Here is a 15,652-nt window from a genome sequence, read left to right on the forward strand (position 1 = left end):
TTACTCTTTGTAGTCCATGGTTTTGTAGCCATGCTTTTTGACCAGTTCGTCGCGTTCAGCAGCCTTCAGGTCTTCACGCACCATTTCCGAGACCAGATCGTTGAACGACGTACGCGGTGTCCAGCCAAGTTTTTCCTTGGCTTTGGTTGGATCGCCCAGCAGCGTTTCGACTTCGGTCGGACGGAAGTAGCGAGGATCCACTGCGACACGGCATACACCATTTGCGTCGTAACCTTTTTCGTCCACGCCTTGGCCTTCCCAGCGGAACTGGATGCCCAATTCCTGGGCGGCTATATTTACGAAATCACGCACGCTGTATTGCACGCCGGTGGCGATAACGAAATCTTCTGGTTTTTCCTGCTGCAGCATCAGCCATTGCATTTCAACGTAGTCTTTGGCATGGCCCCAATCGCGTTTCGCATCAAGGTTGCCGAGGTACAGACATTCTTGCAGACCAAGTTTGATGCGTGCCAATGCACGGGTGATTTTGCGAGTGACGAATGTTTCTCCGCGGAGTGGCGATTCGTGATTGAACAAGATGCCGTTGCAAGCGTAGATGCCGTAGGCTTCGCGATAGTTGACGACGATCCAGTAGCCATACATTTTGGCGACAGCGTAGGGGCTGCGAGGATAGAACGGTGTTGTTTCCTTTTGCGGAATTTCTTGCACCAGACCGTATAACTCAGATGTGCTCGCTTGATAAAAGCGGGTTTTCTTTTCCAAGCCCAGAATGCGGATCGCTTCAAGCAGGCGCAAGACACCGAGGCCGTCCGAATTCGCTGTGTATTCGGGTTCTTCAAAGCTGACCGCAACATGGCTTTGCGCCGCCAGATTGTAGACCTCATCAGGCTGAGTTTGCTGCATGATGCGGACTAAAGACGACGAATCAGTCATGTCGCCGTGGTGCAGGAAAAAGCGCACACCTTTTTCGTGACGATCCTGATAGAGATGGTCGATGCGATCGGTGTTGAACAAGCTGGTGCGGCGCTTGATGCCGTGAACGATATAGCCCTTGTCGAGCAGCAGTTCTGCAAGATAAGCGCCATCCTGGCCGGTAATCCCCGTAATGAGCGCGACTTTTGGTTTCGTTGTCATGATTGGTCTATTTCCTTTATTTACGGGCTGACTCTATTTTTAAAAAATCCTGATATGCCGAGGCGAGTCCGTCGGCCAGTGCTACATTGGCTTTCCAACCCAATGCATTGAGCCGCGAGCTATCCATCAGCTTACGTGGCGTGCCGTCTGGTTTGCTCGAGTCGAACTCGATTTTCCCTTGATAGCCGATAGTCTTGCCGACGAGCTCCGCGAGTTCGCGGATGGTGATATCGTCACCGTAGCCGACATTGATGTGGCTCAGCATTGGACTGGTATGTTGATCGTAAATCGCCTTGTCGAGATTCATGACATGAACACTGGCCAGCGCCATGTCGTCGACATACAGGAATTCACGTTTTGGCGTGCCAGTGCCCCAGATCGCCACGCTTGGGGCGAGGTTGACTTTTGCTTCATGAAAACGGCGGATCAGCGCCGGGATGACATGGGAATTTTCCGGGTGGTAATTGTCGCCGGGACCGTACAGATTGGTCGGCATGACGCTGCGATAGTCGATGCCATGGCTTGCACCGTATTGGCGGTTATAGCTTTCGCATAATTTGATGCCTGCAATCTTCGCGATGGCGTAGGGTTCGTTGGTCGATTCCAGCGTACCGGTGAGAAGGGCGTCTTCTCTCATCGGCTGCGGCACCAGTTTGGGATAGATGCAGCTGGAACCCAGAAACAGCAGTTTCTTAACGTTGTTACGAAACGCCGTCTCGATGAGGTTGGCCTCCATCATCAGGTTCTGATAAATGAATTCCGCAGGATATGTGTTGTTTGCATGGATGCCGCCAACCTTGGCGGCAGCAAGATAAACCTGATCGGGCTTCTCGGACTCAAAGAATGCACGTACTGCAGCCTGTTCGGTCAGGTCCAATTGCTCATGCGTGCATGTCACGATATTGCTGTGACCTTGCTGTTGTAGAGTGCGAATGATGGCGGACCCGACCATTCCTCGGTGTCCGGCAACATAGATTTTGGGGGATGAAGGCATAAATCTCCGCGGCGATATGGTGTTGATGCTTGCTTACTCAGATGCTTAGCTGGCTTGCCTGGAGTCGTCAGGTGGTTCGGCTTTAAGTTGCTCCCTGAGCTGTTCTATTTCTTGTCGCAGCGTTTCATATTCTTCGAGTTTGCGTTTTAGAAAGCGAGCTGTCAGTTTCGATTTTTCTGCGATACCGGAAGGCGTTAGCAAATAGGCATAACCCAGCTTGTTGCTGTTTTGGCTGAAATTTTGCGCTTTGACCCACCCTTTTTCCATCAATGCCTGAAAGCAAAAATTAACGCTGCCAAGGCTGATGTTAAGTTCCTTCGCCAGGTTGCGCTGACTCAAACCAGGATTTTCCTGCAAACGCTGCAATACCTGAAACTGAACATCTTCTTGAAATTCGGCGCGGCGGTTCGTCATACCTGAGAAAATGAAAAATGAGACGGTTTGGGCACGCTACCGCCATGCCGTGTCACGATCAGCATGCGCATGTTAGATGGTTAAAAATCGAACTAGCTATTATACGGGAATATGGATGCCGTTCATGGGGTGAACGGATTGAAGCCGGGGGAGTCACTGAAAGACGAATGACGTTTCTTTACAAAACCGTAGTCTCTGATGTAAAGAGTCTTGCGTATTTTGACGGATCAGCTCATTTTGGATAAATTCCCGGGGGCAACCTGCATTTGCACTGGGCGGCTCAATACCTCAATGAGCACCATGGCGCGATTTTCGCCATCGCTCATCTGATAGATGCCTTCGACTCCGGCGAAGGCACCGTCAGTTAAGCGCACGCGCTCCCCTGGCAAGAACAGCGGTTGCGGTTGCTGCTTGGCAGCTTCTAGTGACTTTAGTACATCAATTAAAGCATCACTGACGATGGCTGGCTTTGTGCCAAAAGTGACCAACCGGCTTACTCCCTTGGTTGATCTGATCGGACTCCAGCTTTTTGTCGTATTACTGCTGTCCAACTGAATGAATAAATAGCGGGGAAACAACGGCTCCGAGGACACCATTAATTTTCCGCGATGCAATTTTTCTTTTGGAAGGAAGGGGAGATAACAGACATAACCTTGTCGCTCGAGGTTTTCATATGCGAGTTTTTCTTGCCTTGGCTTTGTATGAATAAGATACCAATGCATGCTGAGGCCTTGTTTAACGCTCTTGTAAGCCAGATTTTATAGCCTTAGTTGTACAAAAACAACGGATGGCAAACATGTATCCCATACAAAACAAAGGGGCTTCCCTGATGTTGTGACGGTTTTTCCCTTCAAACTCGTCCTACCCCTCCATCTGAAGCGAAACAATTCTACTACTGCAACTAGCGATTCGGGTCATGTCTTGCGGGGTGAAGGATATAATCGCTCCTTTCCTGGCCAGACGATTTTCGAAGGCATGGCGTTTGCCAATCTAGTCGCGCGCCTCAATGAACTTCCTTATGTCATCTTTTCTTATTAGCTTCGTCGTTTCTGCAATTCTCACGTTATTAGTGATTCGTCACGCCCACTTTCACGAAGCGGGACTGGACGTGGATCTCGATGGTGTCCAAAAAGTACATGCGCATGCCGTGCCGCGAATCGGAGGGCTTTGTATTTTTGCCACCGTGATCATTAGCAGCGCTATTTCGGTGTTCAGAGCCAACCAGTTGGGCAGCGAGATAGGCCTTCTGCTTATATGCTCCTCGGTTGCATTCGTTGGTGGCATTGTTGAAGATTTCACTCGTAAAGTTAGTCCTACACGTCGGCTCGGCCTGACGCTGATCGCCGCAATATTGGGTTATTTCCTGCTGGATGCCCGGATTCAGCATTTGCATTGGGGCTACGGCGAATGGATCATTCAATCAATGTGGATCACGCTTCCTTTAACGGTATTTGCCGTCGCGGGAGTTGCCCATGCTGTCAATATTATCGATGGTTTTAACGGGCTCGCCAGCGTAGTCACGATTTGCATGCTGTTGTCACTGGGATATGTCGCTTTGCAGGTCAACGATGTTTTTGTCTTGGTGGTAGCTTTGATGGTTGCGGGGGCTACTGCTGGTTTCTTCATCTGGAATTTTCCTGCAGGCATGATCTTTTTAGGTGACGGCGGAGCATATTTTCTGGGATTCATCTTGGGCGAGCTTTCGATTTTGCTCGTCATGCGCAATCCGGAAGTATCTTCTTGGTACGCCCTGCTATTGTTGATTTATCCAGTTTTTGAAACACTGTTTTCCGCGTACCGCCGTGTTTTTTTGCGTGGGAAGTCACCAGGCATGCCTGATGGCATCCATCTGCACAGTTTAATTTTCCGCCGCATTGTCCTGTGGGCAGTCGGTCGTAAGGATGCGCGGGCATTGACACGACGCAATTCAATGACGTCCCCCTATCTCTGGATACTGTCATTAATGGCAGTGGTTCCCGCAACATTATTTTGGAGGCATACGGGGGCGCTGATGGCATGTTCGCTGGTTTTTATTGCGACTTATCTTTGGCTGTATGCACGTATTGTCCGCTTCAAGTCACCTCGCTGGATGATTCTTACCAAAAAGAAATAAGCAGCGTTTTCTCGTTTTTTATATGTAAGAACAGAATCATGGAAACCTTGTCTCCTTCTATCTTCAAAGCCTACGACATCCGCGGCATCGTCGGCCAGACACTCAACGCCGAGGTGGCGAAACAAATCGGCCAGGCCTTCGGCAGCGCCGCCCTGGCCAAGGGCCAGACCTCGGTAGTGATCGGCCGCGATGGCCGCCTTTCCGGGCCTGAGCTTTCCGCCGCGCTGGCCGCCGGCTTGCAGGCCGTTGGCATCGACGTCATCGACCTCGGCGTGGTGGCCACCCCCATGGTGTATTTCGGTACGCACGTGCTCGGTACGCAGTCGGGCGTGATGGTCACCGGCAGCCACAATCCGCCCGACTACAACGGTTTCAAGATGGTGCTGGCCGGCGAGGCGATCCATGGCGAAACCATCCAGGCTCTGTATCACGCCATCGTGGAAAACAAGTTCGCCAGCGGCACCGGCGCCTATCGTACCCAAGATATCCGCAAGCAATACATCGACCGCATCGTCGGCGACGCCAAGCTGGCGCGGCCGATGAAGATCGCCGTCGACTGCGGTAACGGTGTGGCCGGCGCCTTCGCCGGCGAGCTGTATCGCGCGCTTGGCTGCGAAGTCACCGAACTGTTCTGCGAAGTCGACGGTACTTTCCCCAACCATCATCCCGATCCGGCCCATCCGGAAAACCTGCAGGACCTGATCCGCTGCCTGCAGGAGACCGACAACGAGATCGGCCTGGCCTTCGACGGCGACGGCGACCGCCTGGGAGTGGTCACCAAAGACGGCCAGATCATTTATCCGGACCGGCAGCTGATGCTGTTCGCGGCCGACGTGCTGACGCGCCATCCCGGTCGTGAAATCCTCTACGACGTCAAGTGCACGCGCCATCTGGCGCCGTGGATCAGCGCGCGCGGCGGTCAGCCGCTGATGTGGAAGACCGGCCATTCGCTGGTCAAGGCCAAGCTGCGCGAAACCGGCGCGCCGCTGGGTGGCGAGATGAGCGGGCACGTGTTCTTCAAGGACCGCTGGTACGGTTTCGACGACGGCCTGTATGCCGGCGCGCGCCTGCTGGAGCTGCTCAGCCGCGAAGCCGATCCGTCGGCGATGCTGAACGCCTTGCCGCAATCGATCAGCACGCCCGAATTGCAGTTGAAGCTGCAGGAGGGCGAGAACTTCGCCCTGATCGGCAAATTGCAAAACGATGCAAAATTCCCCGGCGCCGAACAGATCATCACCATTGACGGCCTGCGCATCGAATACGCCGACGGCTTCGGCCTGATGCGTTCCTCCAACACCACGCCGGTGGTGGTGTTGCGCTTCGAGGCCGAGACGGAACAAGCGCTGGCGCGCATCCAGGATGAGTTCAGGCGCGTGATCCTGGCGGCCCGCCCGGATGTAGCCTTGCCCTTTTGAAAGGGGTAAGATGCTGGCCCACAGACAAATAATAGTGGGTTAGCCTTGAACATCCTGATCGTCCGCGTTTCGTCCCTAGGCGACGTGGTGCACAACATGCCCATGGTCGCCGACATCCGGCGCCATTATCCGGATGCCAACATCGACTGGGTGGTGGAAGAGGCCTATACCAGCCTGGTGCGGCTCAACCCGCACGTCCGCCGGATCATCCCCATCGCCCTGCGGCGCTGGCGCAAGAGCCTCGGCTCGGCCGCCACGCGGGCCGAGATCGCCGGATTCTATCGCCAGCTGCGCAACGAGGCTTACGATATCGTCTTCGATACGCAGGGCTTGCTCAAGACCAGCGTCGTGATGCGTCTGGCGCGTCTGGCGCCGGGCGGCAAGCGCGTCGGGTTGGCCAACGCCACCGAGGGTTCGGGCTACGAGCCGCTTTCCAGGATTTTCCATACGCAGAGCGTGCCGGTCGGTTTGCATACGCATGCCGTGCTGCGTGCGCGCACCGTGGCCGCGGTCGCGCTCGGTTATTCATCGGATGACACGGCGGATTTTGGATTGGGTGCGCCGCCGCCGGCCGAATTACCTGACTGGCTGCCGCAACATCCCTATGCCGTGTTTTTCCACGGCACGGCACGCGCCGCCAAGCAATGGTCGCCCGAGAACTGGGTCGCCGTGGCGCAGGCGCTGCATGCACGCAATCTGCCGGTCTTGCTGCCGTGGGGCAATCCGAAAGAAAAACAAGCTGCCGAGCGCCTTGCCGCGTTGATGCCACAGGCTACGGTCCTTCCTGCGCTGTCGCTGATGGAGGCGGTGACGCTGGTTCGACGGGCCACGCTGGTGGTCGGGCTCGATACCGGTCTCACACACATTGCCGCCGCCTACTGTCGGCCTACCGTCGAACTGTACTGCGACTCCCCGCGCTGGAAAACCGAAGGAAACTGGTCGCCTTTCATTGCCAATCTGGGCGATACCGGCCAGGCTCCTGATGTAGCGCAAGTACTGCTCGCCATTGATGGCGTATTGTCGGCGCAGGCTGCCGCGTAGCGCGGTGGCGCACGGAACAACGAGGCATAATATCGACATGGAATCGCAAATTATCGAAATCGGCGTCACCGACTGGCAGGTGGCGGAGCCGAATCCCGCATGGATCGCCGGCCTGGAGGCCGGCAAGGTGCTGTATTTCCCGCAACTGCCGTTTGAATTGTTGCCGGAAGAGAAAGTCTTGCTGAAGCCTGAAATTCGCGATCCCAAGGTCCGCAACATCAGCCTGGACGCCTCCGGCCATCTGAAAGGCGCGGTCGGCGACACCGCCGCGCAACTGGCGCTGGCGCTGATGATCGGACGCTTCCGCGAACAGGCGCAATCGCTGGTGTATTCGCTGCTGCCGAAATATCAGGGTGCGCTGCGCCTGGCGCCGACCAGCTATCGTCCAACCCGGGTCGAGACGCGCGCGCAGTCCTGGCGCGCCGACGATCGCCGCCTGCACGTCGACGCCTTTCCGTCGCGGCCGAACTACGGCGAGCGTATTCTGCGTGTGTTCAGCAACATCAATCCCGACGGCGTGCCGCGCGTCTGGCGCGTCGGCGAGCCGTTTGAAACCGTGGCGCGCAAGTTCGTGCCGCGCGCCAAGCCGTATGTGCCGTGGCAGGCCAAGGTGCTCAAGGCGCTGCACGTGACCAAATCACTGCGCAGCGAATACGACCACCTGATGTTGCAGCTGCATGACGGCATGAAGGGCGACATGGCCTATCAGGAAAGCGCCGGCCAGGTCACCATGCCGTTCGCGGCCGGCTCGGTCTGGGTGTGCTTCTCGGATCAGGCTTCGCATGCCGTGATGTCCGGTCAGTACATGCTGGAGCAGACCCTGCACCTGCCCGCTGAAAAGCAATATGACCCCGCCGCCAGTCCGCTCGCCATCCTGAGCAAGCTCACCGGACGTCAGCTGGTCTGATGCGCCTGCTTTATTCTGCGCTGTGGTGGATCGGCCTGCCGTTCGTGTTGCTGCGTTTGTGGCGGCGCGGACGCAAGGAGCCGGGTTATCGGCAACACATCGGCGAGCGCCTCGGCTTTTATGATCAGTTCCGTCAGCGCGCTTTGTCGCCGCTGATCTGGGTGCATGCCGTTTCCGTCGGCGAGACGCGTGCGGCGCAACCGCTGATCGAGGCCTTGCTGCAAACCTATCCGCAACACACGATCCTGCTCACGCACATGACCGCCACCGGTCGTGCGACTGGGCAGAAGTTGTTCGCTGCGCACGGCGAACGCGTGATCCAGAGTTATTTTCCCTACGACACCGGCTGGATGTGCGCGCGCTTCCTGCGGCATTTCAAGCCGCGGATCTGCATCCTGATGGAAACCGAAGTCTGGCCTAACATGGTGCGCCAATGCGTACGCGCAGGCGTACCGGTGATGCTCGCCAACGCTCGCCTGTCGGCGCGTTCGCTGCGGCGCGGCCAGCGCTTCGGCGCCATCCTGCTGGAAGCTGCAGCGGGCATCGATTGCGTCGCTGCGCAGTCGGAGCAGGATGCCGAACGATTGCGCCTGTTCGGCGCACGCCAGGTCCACGTGACCGGCAGCATCAAGTTCGATGTCGAAGCACCGCCTGACATGATTGCGTTGGGACGACAATGGCGCGCGCAGTTCGGCGAACGCCCGGTGCTGCTTTGCGCGAGCACGCGCGAAGGTGAAGAGGCGTTGATCCTCGACGCATTGGCCAAGCTTGTTGACCGAAATTTCCTCGTCGTCATCGTGCCGCGTCATCCGCAACGATTTGATGAAGTGGCAACGCTGATTTCAGCGCGCGGTTTTGCGATGCAACGGCGTTCGATGCTCGGTGTGGCCGTAGTTGCTGCTGATACCGACGTGGTGCTGGGTGACTCGATGGGAGAAATGGCTGCTTACTACGCTGCCTGTGAAACAGCCTTCATCGGCGGCAGCCTGCTGCCGCTGGGTGGACAAAACCTGATCGAAGCCAGTGCATTGGGAATCCCGGTGCTGATCGGCGAATACACCTTCAATTTCCAGACGATCAGCGCCGATGCCGTCGTTGCCGATGCCGCGCTGCGCGTGAACAGTGCGGCCGACATGTTGCAGCAGGCGCAGTCGCTGTTCACCGACAGCGCGCGCCGGGCCGCCATGGCGCAGCACGCCCGGGCCTTTGCGCGCCAGCATCAGGGCGCTACGGCACGCACCATGACATTGCTGAATGGTGTACTGAAGCAGGAAACGTTTCACGCCGTTTTGAACGACTGATCAGCCATACAAACTGTCATAAAAAAACGCCCCTGAAAAGGGGCGTTTTTATTGCTGCAAGACAGCAAAAATGAGTATTTACTTCGATCTGGATGGCGCTGCCGCCGCAGCCACCGTCGTCTCATTCAACCCACCACCCAGCGCACGATACAAATCGATCGCATTGTTCAGGCGCAGTTGACGCGCCTGGATCAATGCTTGCTGCGCCGAGAACAGATCGCGTTGCGCGTCGAGCTGGTCGAGCGAGGAGGCGATGCCGTTCTTGTAGCGCAGGTCGGTGAGGTTCAGGCGTTCCTGTTGCGCTTTCAGGAAGGCTTCCTGGGCTTCGATCTGTTCGTCCAGCGTGCCGCGTGCCACCAGCGCATCGGCAACTTCGCGGAAGGCCGTTTGTATGGTCTTTTCGTACGTCACGATTGCCTGGTTCTTGCGCACTTCCGCTACATCCAGGTTGGCGCTGTTGCGGCCGAAGTCGAAGATCGGCAAGCTCAACTGCGGGCCGTAGGACCAGGCGCCCGAGCCGGAATCGAATAAACCTCCCAGCGAGTTGCTGGCGCTGCCGAAGGAGCCGGTCAGGCTGATGCGCGGGAAGAACGCCGCACGCGCCGCGCCGATGTTGGCGTTGGCGGCCAGCAGCTTCTGTTCCGCCGAACGGATGTCCGGACGACGCGTCAGCAGATCCGACGGCACGCCGGCAGGAATGTCGGTGACGATGTTCTGCAGCGACAGGTCCTGGCCTGCAGGCAGGTCCTTGACGTTGGTGCCGACCAGCAGCGTCAGGGCGTTTTCCGCCTGGGCGCGCTGGCGCAGCAGCGTTGCTACCGACGTGCGCGCCGATTGCACCAGCGTGTCGGACAGGCGCAGGTCGAGCGCCGACGAGGCGCCGACGTCGAAACGTTTCTGCGCCAGGCCGAGGTTGGACTGACGGCTTTCCAGGGTCTGTTGCGCCAGCTTCAGTTGCTCGGCATAGGAGCGCTCGGTCAGATAGGCCTGCGCAACCTGCGATACCAGGCTGATTTGCACCGATTGCCTGGCTTCTTCGGTCGACAGGTACGTCGACAGCGCGGCGTCCTTCAGGCTGCGAACGCGGCCGAAGAAGTCCAGTTCATATGCAGGAATCGCCAGGCCGACCTGGTAGCTCTTGGTGATCAGCGGTGCGCCGGTGGTCGACTGGCTGGCCGACAAACGGGTGCGTGATTCGCTGCCGGTGGCGTTCAGTGTCGGCAGCAAATCGGCACGGGCGATCTGGTACTGCGCGCGCGCTTCTTCGATGTTCAGCGCGGCAGTGCGCAGGTCGCGGTTGTTTTCCAGCGCGGCCGCGATCAGCGCCTGCAGGCGCTGGTCAGGGAAGAACTGGCGCCAGCCCAGGGTGGCGGCGTCATACGCCGCCTGGCCCTTGGCGTCGGCCGGATAGGTGCCTTCGACCGGCGCTTGCGGGCGCTCGTAGGTCGGCGCCAGCGTGCAGCCGGACAATACGCCGACCACCAGCATGGCTGCGCTCAACTGCTTCAGGCGCAGGGTGGGAAACTTAAACATTCTTATCCTCCACATCGATTTTGTGATGGGCCGCGTCCAGCTGGCGCTGACGTTCGCTGCCTTTGAAGATCTTGCGCACGACGACGAAGAAGATCGGGACCAGGAACACGGCCAGTACGGTTGCCGTGATCATCCCGCCCATCACGCCGGTACCGATGGCGCGTTGGCTGGCGGAGCCGGCGCCGCTGGCGATGACCAGCGGCAGCACGCCGAGGATGAACGCCAGCGAGGTCATGATGATCGGACGGAAGCGGAGGTGCACCGCTTCCAGCGTCGCTTCGATCAGGCCCATGCCTTGTGCTTGCAGATCCTTGGCGAACTCGATGATCAGAATCGCGTTCTTCGCCGACAAACCGACCACCGCAATCATGCCGACCTTGAAGTACACATCGTTAGGCATGCCGCGCAGCGTCACGCCCAGCAGTGCGCCGAGAATGCCCAGCGGCACCACCAGCATCACCGCCAGCGGGATCGAGGTGCTTTCGTACAGCGCAGCCAGCACCAGGAACACGGCGATCAGCGACAGCGCATACAGTGCCGGCGCTTGCGAGCCCGAGGTCTTTTCTTCCAGCGACTGGCCGGTCCACTCGAAGCCGAAACCAGTCGGCAACTTGGCCACGAAGCCTTCCATTTCCGCCATCGCTTCACCGGTACTGCGGCCAGGTGCTGCACCGCCGGCGATCTTCATTGCCGGATAGCCGTTGTAGCGAATCAGCTGCACGGGACCATTGATCCACTTCGAGGTAGTGAAGGCCGAGAACGGCACCATGGTTCCGCCGCTGTTGCGGGCATACAGGCCGGCCAGATCTTCCGGTTGCAGACGACGCTTGGCATCGGCCTGGACGATCACGCGCTGTTGACGACCCTGATTCGGGAAGTCGTTGACGTAAGACGAACCCAGTGCCGTCGACAGCACGCTGTTGATGGTCGAGAACGGCACGCCCAATGCATTGGCCTTGTCGCGGTCGATGTCCAGTTGCAGCTGCGGCGCATCTTCCAGACCTTCAGGACGGACACCTGCCAGCACCTTGCTTTGCGAAGCCATGCCGAGGATCTGATTACGTGCCTGCACCAGCGCAGCGTGTCCCAGTCCGGCGCGGTCCTGCAGACGGAAGGTGAAGCCGGTCGCATTACCCAGTTCAGGGATAGGCGGCGGGTTCAACGGGAACACGATCGCATCCTTGATCTGCGAGAAGGCGCCGAAAGCGCGACCGGCGACGGCGTCAGCCGATTGCGTCTTGTCGCGTTCGCTCCAGTCCTTCAGCGGCGTGAACACCAGACCGGCATTCTGACCGTTACCCGAGAAGCTGAAGCCGGCAATCGCAACGACGTGCTCGACGGCGGGCTGTTTCAGGTAATAGTTTTCGATGGTCTTGATCACTTCCAGCGTGCGACCGGTGCTTGCGCCCGGCGGCAACTGCACGTTGGTGATGATGTAGCCCTGATCTTCGTTCGGCAGGAACGAAGCCGGCAGGCGCACATACAGCAAGCCTACACAGCCGACAATCAGCGCATACACGATCATGTAACGGCCAGTCTTGGTCAGCATCTTGCCGATGAAACCCTGATAACCGGAAGCAGTCTTGTTGAAGCGGCGATTGAACCAGCCGAAGAAGCCGCTCTTCTCGTGATGATGACCTTTTTCCACCGGCAGCAGGATGGTTGCGCACAATGCCGGCGTCAGCGTGAACGCCATCAGCACCGAGAACACCATCGAGGCCACCATCGCCAGAGAGAACTGGCGATAGATCGCGCCAACCGCGCCGCCGAAGAACGCCATCGGGATGAATACGGCGATCAGCACCAGCGTGATGCCGATCAGCGCGCCGGTGATCTGGCCCATCGCCTTGCGGGTTGCTTCCTTGGGCGACAAACCTTCTTCGCTCATGATGCGTTCGACGTTCTCCACCACCACGATCGCATCATCGACCAGGATACCGATCGCCAGCACCATGCCGAACATGGTCAGCACGTTGATCGAGAAGCCGAAGACGAACAAGGTTGCAAAGGTGCCCATCAGCGCCACCGGCACGACGATGGTCGGGATGATGGTGTAACGGATGTTTTGCAGGAACAGGAACATCACCAGGAACACCAGCACGATCGCTTCGATCAGGGTCTTGACCACTTCTTCGATCGAGATCTTGACGAACTTGGAGGTGTCGTAAGGGATGGTGTACTTCACGCCGGCCGGGAAATACCTGGCCAGCTCTTCCATCTTCTTGTGCACGGCGGTAGCGGTGCCCAGCGCATTCGCGGTCGGCGACAATTGCACGCCGATGAACGAGCTTGGCTTGCCGTCGAGGCGGCCGGAGGTGTCGTACGACTGGCCGCCGACTTCGATACGTGCGACGTCGCGCATGCGCACCGATGAACCGTCGGCGTTGGCGCGCAAGACGATATTGCCGAACTGTTCCGGGCTGGTCAGCTGGCCGTTCACGACCACGGTCGCAGAGATCTGCTGCGAGGTCGGGCTTGGCAAGGCGCCCAGCGTACCGCCGGCAACCAGCGCATTTTGTGCGGTGATGGCGGCAGTCACGTCGGCTGGCGTCAGGTTCAGGCCGATCAGCTTGTTCGGATCGATCCAGATGCGCATCGCGCGTTCGGTGCCGAACAACTGCGCCTGGCCGACGCCGGGAACGCGTTTGACTTCGTTGAGGACGTTACGCGACAGATAGTCGCCCAGCGCCACCGGATCGAGTTTGCCGTCGGTCGACGACAAGCCGATGAACAGCAGGAAGTTGCTGCGCGACTTGGTGACCTGCACGCCTTGTTGCGTCACGGCTGCCGGCAGACGTGCTTCGACGCGCTTCAAGCGGTTCTGCACGTCCACTGCGGCCAGGTCGGCGTTGGTGTCGGGCGAGAAGGTCACCGTGATTTGCACCTGGCCGTTGGCCTGGCTTTGCGACTCCATGTATTGCAAGCCGTCGGCGCCGTTCATTTCCTGTTCGATCAGGCTGGTCACCGAATCGTCGAGGGTTTGCGCGGTCGCGCCCGGATATGTCGCCGTGACCACGATGGTCGGCGGCGCAATGCTCGGATACTGGGAGACGGGCAGGCCGGTAATGGCCAGCGCGCCCGCCAGTATGATGAAGATTGCTAGCACCCACGCAAATACGGGGCGATCAATAAAGAACTTTCCCATCTGACAGCCTCTTAGTTAGCTTTGGTTGCGGCGTCCTGCTTGGCTGGCGCCGCTGCAGGTGCAGCGGATGCACCTGCCGGGGCAGCGGATGCACCTGCAGGGGCAGCGCCGGCATCAGCGGCCGGACCCTTCCACGGCACCGGCTTGACCGGTGCGCCCGGCTTGGTCTTCTGAATACCTTCGACGATCACGCGATCGCCGGCTTTCAGGCCGTCCGTGACGATCCAGCTGTTGCCTTGGGCGGAGCCGGTCTTGACCGGACGCGCTGCCACCTTGTTGTCGTCGCCGACCACAAACACCGACGAACCGTTCAGGTCGCGCATGACCGCTTGTTGCGGCACCACGATGGCGGATTCGTTGACTGCCTGTTCAAGCTGCGCGCGCACGTACATGCCCGGCAACAGCGTGCGGTTCGGATTCGGGAACTCGGCGCGGATGGTCACTGCGCCGGTGGTCGCGTCAACCGTGACGTCCGAGAACAGCAGCTTGCCCGGCAGCGGGTAAGGACGGCCGTCGTCGGTCACCAGCGTGACCTTGGCCTTGCCTTGGCCGACTGTCTTCAACTGGCCGCTGGCCATGGCTTGCTGCAGTTTGAGCAGGTCGGTGCTCGATTGCGTCAGGTTGACGTAGATCGGGTCGAGCTGCTGCACCACGGCCAGCTGCGTTGCGTCGCCCTGGCCGACCAGTGCGCCTTCGGTCACCAATGCACGGCCGATGCGGCCGGAGATCGGCGAGGTCACGGTGGCGTAGCCCAGGCTCAGGCCGGCGGTCTGCACTGCTGCCTTGCCGGCGGCGACATCGGCTTCCGCTTGCTTCTGCGCGGCGACGGCGTCGTCATATTCCTGCTTGCTGACGGCGTTGACTTCGACCAGCGGCTTGTAGCGTTGCGCCTTCAGAGAGGCTTGCGTCAGCGAGGCCTGGCTCTTTGCCAGCGTGGCCAGTGCACTGTCGTAGTTGGCTTTGAACGTGGCCGGATCGATGCGGTAGAGCACCTCGCCGGCCTTGACTTCGCTACCCTCGCGGAAAGTGCGCTTGAGAATGATGCCGGCCACGCGGGCGCGGACTTCGGCCACGCGCGTGGCTTCCAGACGGCCCGGCAGTTCGTTGCTGATGGTGACGCGCTCCGGCGCGATGGTGACGACGGACACTTCGCCTGGCGGCATGCCTGCGCCGGCCTGGGCGTTCGGTTTTTGACCGCATGCCGCAAGGGCGGCCGCGGCAACGACAGTAAGGGTAAGGCGCGTGAAACGACTAACTGAGCTCATAAATATCTCGCACGGTAGGTAAAGTTGAAGCTGCACATGCAGCTGGTGATTCGAATACGGTAATTAAATTGCTATTTAAATTACTGACATTGCTGAATATAGCTTTGGAACAATTACGGAGTGATTACGGAATGAATCCAGAAACGGGCTTGAAAAATAATGGTGCTGCGGCAGAACCAAGAAGATAACGCAAAAATTGTTGCAGTGCAGAAAAGACAGCAGACAGGTGAAACAAAAGAAAGCAAGCGTAAAACGCCCAAGCGGCCATTGAAATCCGGTGCTATTATACATACATTCTTGTATGTATGTATTTGATTGATGTATCGCAATATGTCGAAGACATATTCGCGATTTTTTCAAAAACATGCAAAACATGCAGATTTTCGCGAAAACGTCTCTTTGTCAAAGAGAACTGCGGCAGTCTGTCTT

At 58.3% G+C, this 15,652-nt stretch carries 12 protein-coding genes; 5 read left to right on the top strand and 7 right to left on the bottom strand.

The features are described from left to right. The 4 genes from gmd to rfaH form a co-directional block, all read right to left on the bottom strand. Positions 1–1,095 carry a GDP-mannose 4,6-dehydratase gene (gmd, locus tag DXT88_RS01870; RefSeq protein ID WP_265211319.1) on the bottom strand — a complete coding sequence of 365 codons (1,095 nt, stop codon included), beginning with the start codon at positions 1,093–1,095 and terminating at the stop codon, positions 1–3. A gap of 16 nt (positions 1,096–1,111) precedes the next feature. Further along, positions 1,112–2,089: a GDP-L-fucose synthase gene (gene fcl / locus DXT88_RS01875; protein ID WP_265211321.1), complete on the bottom strand. Its 978-nt coding sequence runs from the start codon at positions 2,087–2,089 to the stop codon at positions 1,112–1,114. A 45-nt stretch (positions 2,090–2,134) separates the two neighbouring features. Then, the gene (locus tag DXT88_RS01880) at positions 2,135–2,503 is read right to left on the bottom strand and encodes a MarR family EPS-associated transcriptional regulator (protein ID WP_265211323.1); all 369 of its coding nucleotides are present in this window, start codon (positions 2,501–2,503) and stop codon (positions 2,135–2,137) included. A gap of 227 nt (positions 2,504–2,730) precedes the next feature. Continuing rightward, the gene (gene rfaH / locus DXT88_RS01885) at positions 2,731–3,225 is read right to left on the bottom strand and encodes a transcription/translation regulatory transformer protein RfaH (RefSeq protein WP_265211325.1); all 495 of its coding nucleotides are present in this window, start codon (positions 3,223–3,225) and stop codon (positions 2,731–2,733) included. Between the two features lie 296 nt (positions 3,226–3,521). Here rfaH and DXT88_RS01890 point away from each other — a divergent pair, with 296 nt between their 5' ends. The 5 genes from DXT88_RS01890 to waaA are packed head-to-tail and all read left to right on the top strand — an operon-like array spanning position 3,522 to position 9,280. Next, positions 3,522–4,616, top strand: coding sequence for a glycosyltransferase family 4 protein (locus tag DXT88_RS01890; RefSeq protein ID WP_265211327.1), 1,095 nt, complete (start codon positions 3,522–3,524; stop codon positions 4,614–4,616). 38 nt (positions 4,617–4,654) lie between these two features. Continuing rightward, entirely contained in the window at positions 4,655–6,031 is a 1,377-nt protein-coding gene (locus tag DXT88_RS01895; RefSeq protein WP_265211328.1) for a phosphomannomutase/phosphoglucomutase, read from the top strand. A 45-nt stretch (positions 6,032–6,076) separates the two neighbouring features. Further along, the gene (waaC, locus tag DXT88_RS01900; RefSeq protein ID WP_265211329.1) at positions 6,077–7,072 is read left to right on the top strand and encodes a lipopolysaccharide heptosyltransferase I; all 996 of its coding nucleotides are present in this window, start codon (positions 6,077–6,079) and stop codon (positions 7,070–7,072) included. A gap of 37 nt (positions 7,073–7,109) precedes the next feature. Then, the gene (locus DXT88_RS01905; RefSeq protein WP_265211330.1) at positions 7,110–7,979 is read left to right on the top strand and encodes a Kdo hydroxylase family protein; all 870 of its coding nucleotides are present in this window, start codon (positions 7,110–7,112) and stop codon (positions 7,977–7,979) included. Beyond that, positions 7,979–9,280 (top strand): lipid IV(A) 3-deoxy-D-manno-octulosonic acid transferase, encoded by a 1,302-nt coding sequence (gene waaA, locus DXT88_RS01910; RefSeq protein WP_265211331.1) that lies wholly within the window; start codon positions 7,979–7,981, stop codon positions 9,278–9,280. The genes DXT88_RS01905 and waaA overlap by 1 nt, the downstream gene beginning before the upstream one ends. 78 nt (positions 9,281–9,358) lie before the next feature. On the opposite strand, the gene DXT88_RS01915 is transcribed toward waaA, so the two are convergent. Genes DXT88_RS01915 through DXT88_RS01925 form a run of 3 tightly spaced genes read right to left on the bottom strand, consistent with a single transcriptional unit; the run spans position 9,359 to position 15,223 of the window. Next, on the bottom strand, positions 9,359–10,813 hold the full coding sequence (locus DXT88_RS01915) for an efflux transporter outer membrane subunit (RefSeq protein WP_407649260.1): 1,455 nt from the start codon (positions 10,811–10,813) through the stop codon (positions 9,359–9,361). Next, on the bottom strand, positions 10,806–13,958 hold the full coding sequence (locus DXT88_RS01920) for an efflux RND transporter permease subunit (protein ID WP_265211333.1): 3,153 nt from the start codon (positions 13,956–13,958) through the stop codon (positions 10,806–10,808). Before DXT88_RS01920 ends, DXT88_RS01915 begins: the two co-directional genes overlap by 8 nt. Before the next feature lie 11 nt (positions 13,959–13,969). Beyond that, the gene (locus DXT88_RS01925; protein WP_265211335.1) at positions 13,970–15,223 is read right to left on the bottom strand and encodes an efflux RND transporter periplasmic adaptor subunit; all 1,254 of its coding nucleotides are present in this window, start codon (positions 15,221–15,223) and stop codon (positions 13,970–13,972) included. Between the last annotated feature and the right edge of the window lie 429 nt (positions 15,224–15,652).

Origin of the sequence: Herbaspirillum lusitanum (assembly GCF_026127345.1) — a bacterium.
Taxonomy (GTDB): domain Bacteria; phylum Pseudomonadota; class Gammaproteobacteria; order Burkholderiales; family Burkholderiaceae_D; genus Herbaspirillum; species Herbaspirillum lusitanum.

What these genes read in the sequence shown, in the direction of transcription:
- gmd (WP_265211319.1), bottom strand. Translation starts at nt 1,095, where the DNA reads ATGACAACGAAACCAAAAGTCGCGCTCATTACGGGGATTACCGGCCAG.
- fcl (WP_265211321.1), bottom strand. Translation starts at nt 2,089, where the DNA reads ATGCCTTCATCCCCCAAAATCTATGTTGCCGGACACCGAGGAATGGTC.
- DXT88_RS01880 (WP_265211323.1), bottom strand. Translation starts at nt 2,503, where the DNA reads ATGACGAACCGCCGCGCCGAATTTCAAGAAGATGTTCAGTTTCAGGTA.
- rfaH (WP_265211325.1), bottom strand. Translation starts at nt 3,225, where the DNA reads ATGCATTGGTATCTTATTCATACAAAGCCAAGGCAAGAAAAACTCGCA.
- DXT88_RS01890 (WP_265211327.1), top strand. Translation starts at nt 3,522, where the DNA reads ATGTCATCTTTTCTTATTAGCTTCGTCGTTTCTGCAATTCTCACGTTA.
- DXT88_RS01895 (WP_265211328.1), top strand. Translation starts at nt 4,655, where the DNA reads ATGGAAACCTTGTCTCCTTCTATCTTCAAAGCCTACGACATCCGCGGC.
- DXT88_RS01905 (WP_265211330.1), top strand. Translation starts at nt 7,110, where the DNA reads ATGGAATCGCAAATTATCGAAATCGGCGTCACCGACTGGCAGGTGGCG.
- waaA (WP_265211331.1), top strand. Translation starts at nt 7,979, where the DNA reads ATGCGCCTGCTTTATTCTGCGCTGTGGTGGATCGGCCTGCCGTTCGTG.
- DXT88_RS01915 (WP_407649260.1), bottom strand. Translation starts at nt 10,813, where the DNA reads ATGTTTAAGTTTCCCACCCTGCGCCTGAAGCAGTTGAGCGCAGCCATG.
- DXT88_RS01920 (WP_265211333.1), bottom strand. Translation starts at nt 13,958, where the DNA reads ATGGGAAAGTTCTTTATTGATCGCCCCGTATTTGCGTGGGTGCTAGCA.
- DXT88_RS01925 (WP_265211335.1), bottom strand. Translation starts at nt 15,223, where the DNA reads ATGAGCTCAGTTAGTCGTTTCACGCGCCTTACCCTTACTGTCGTTGCC.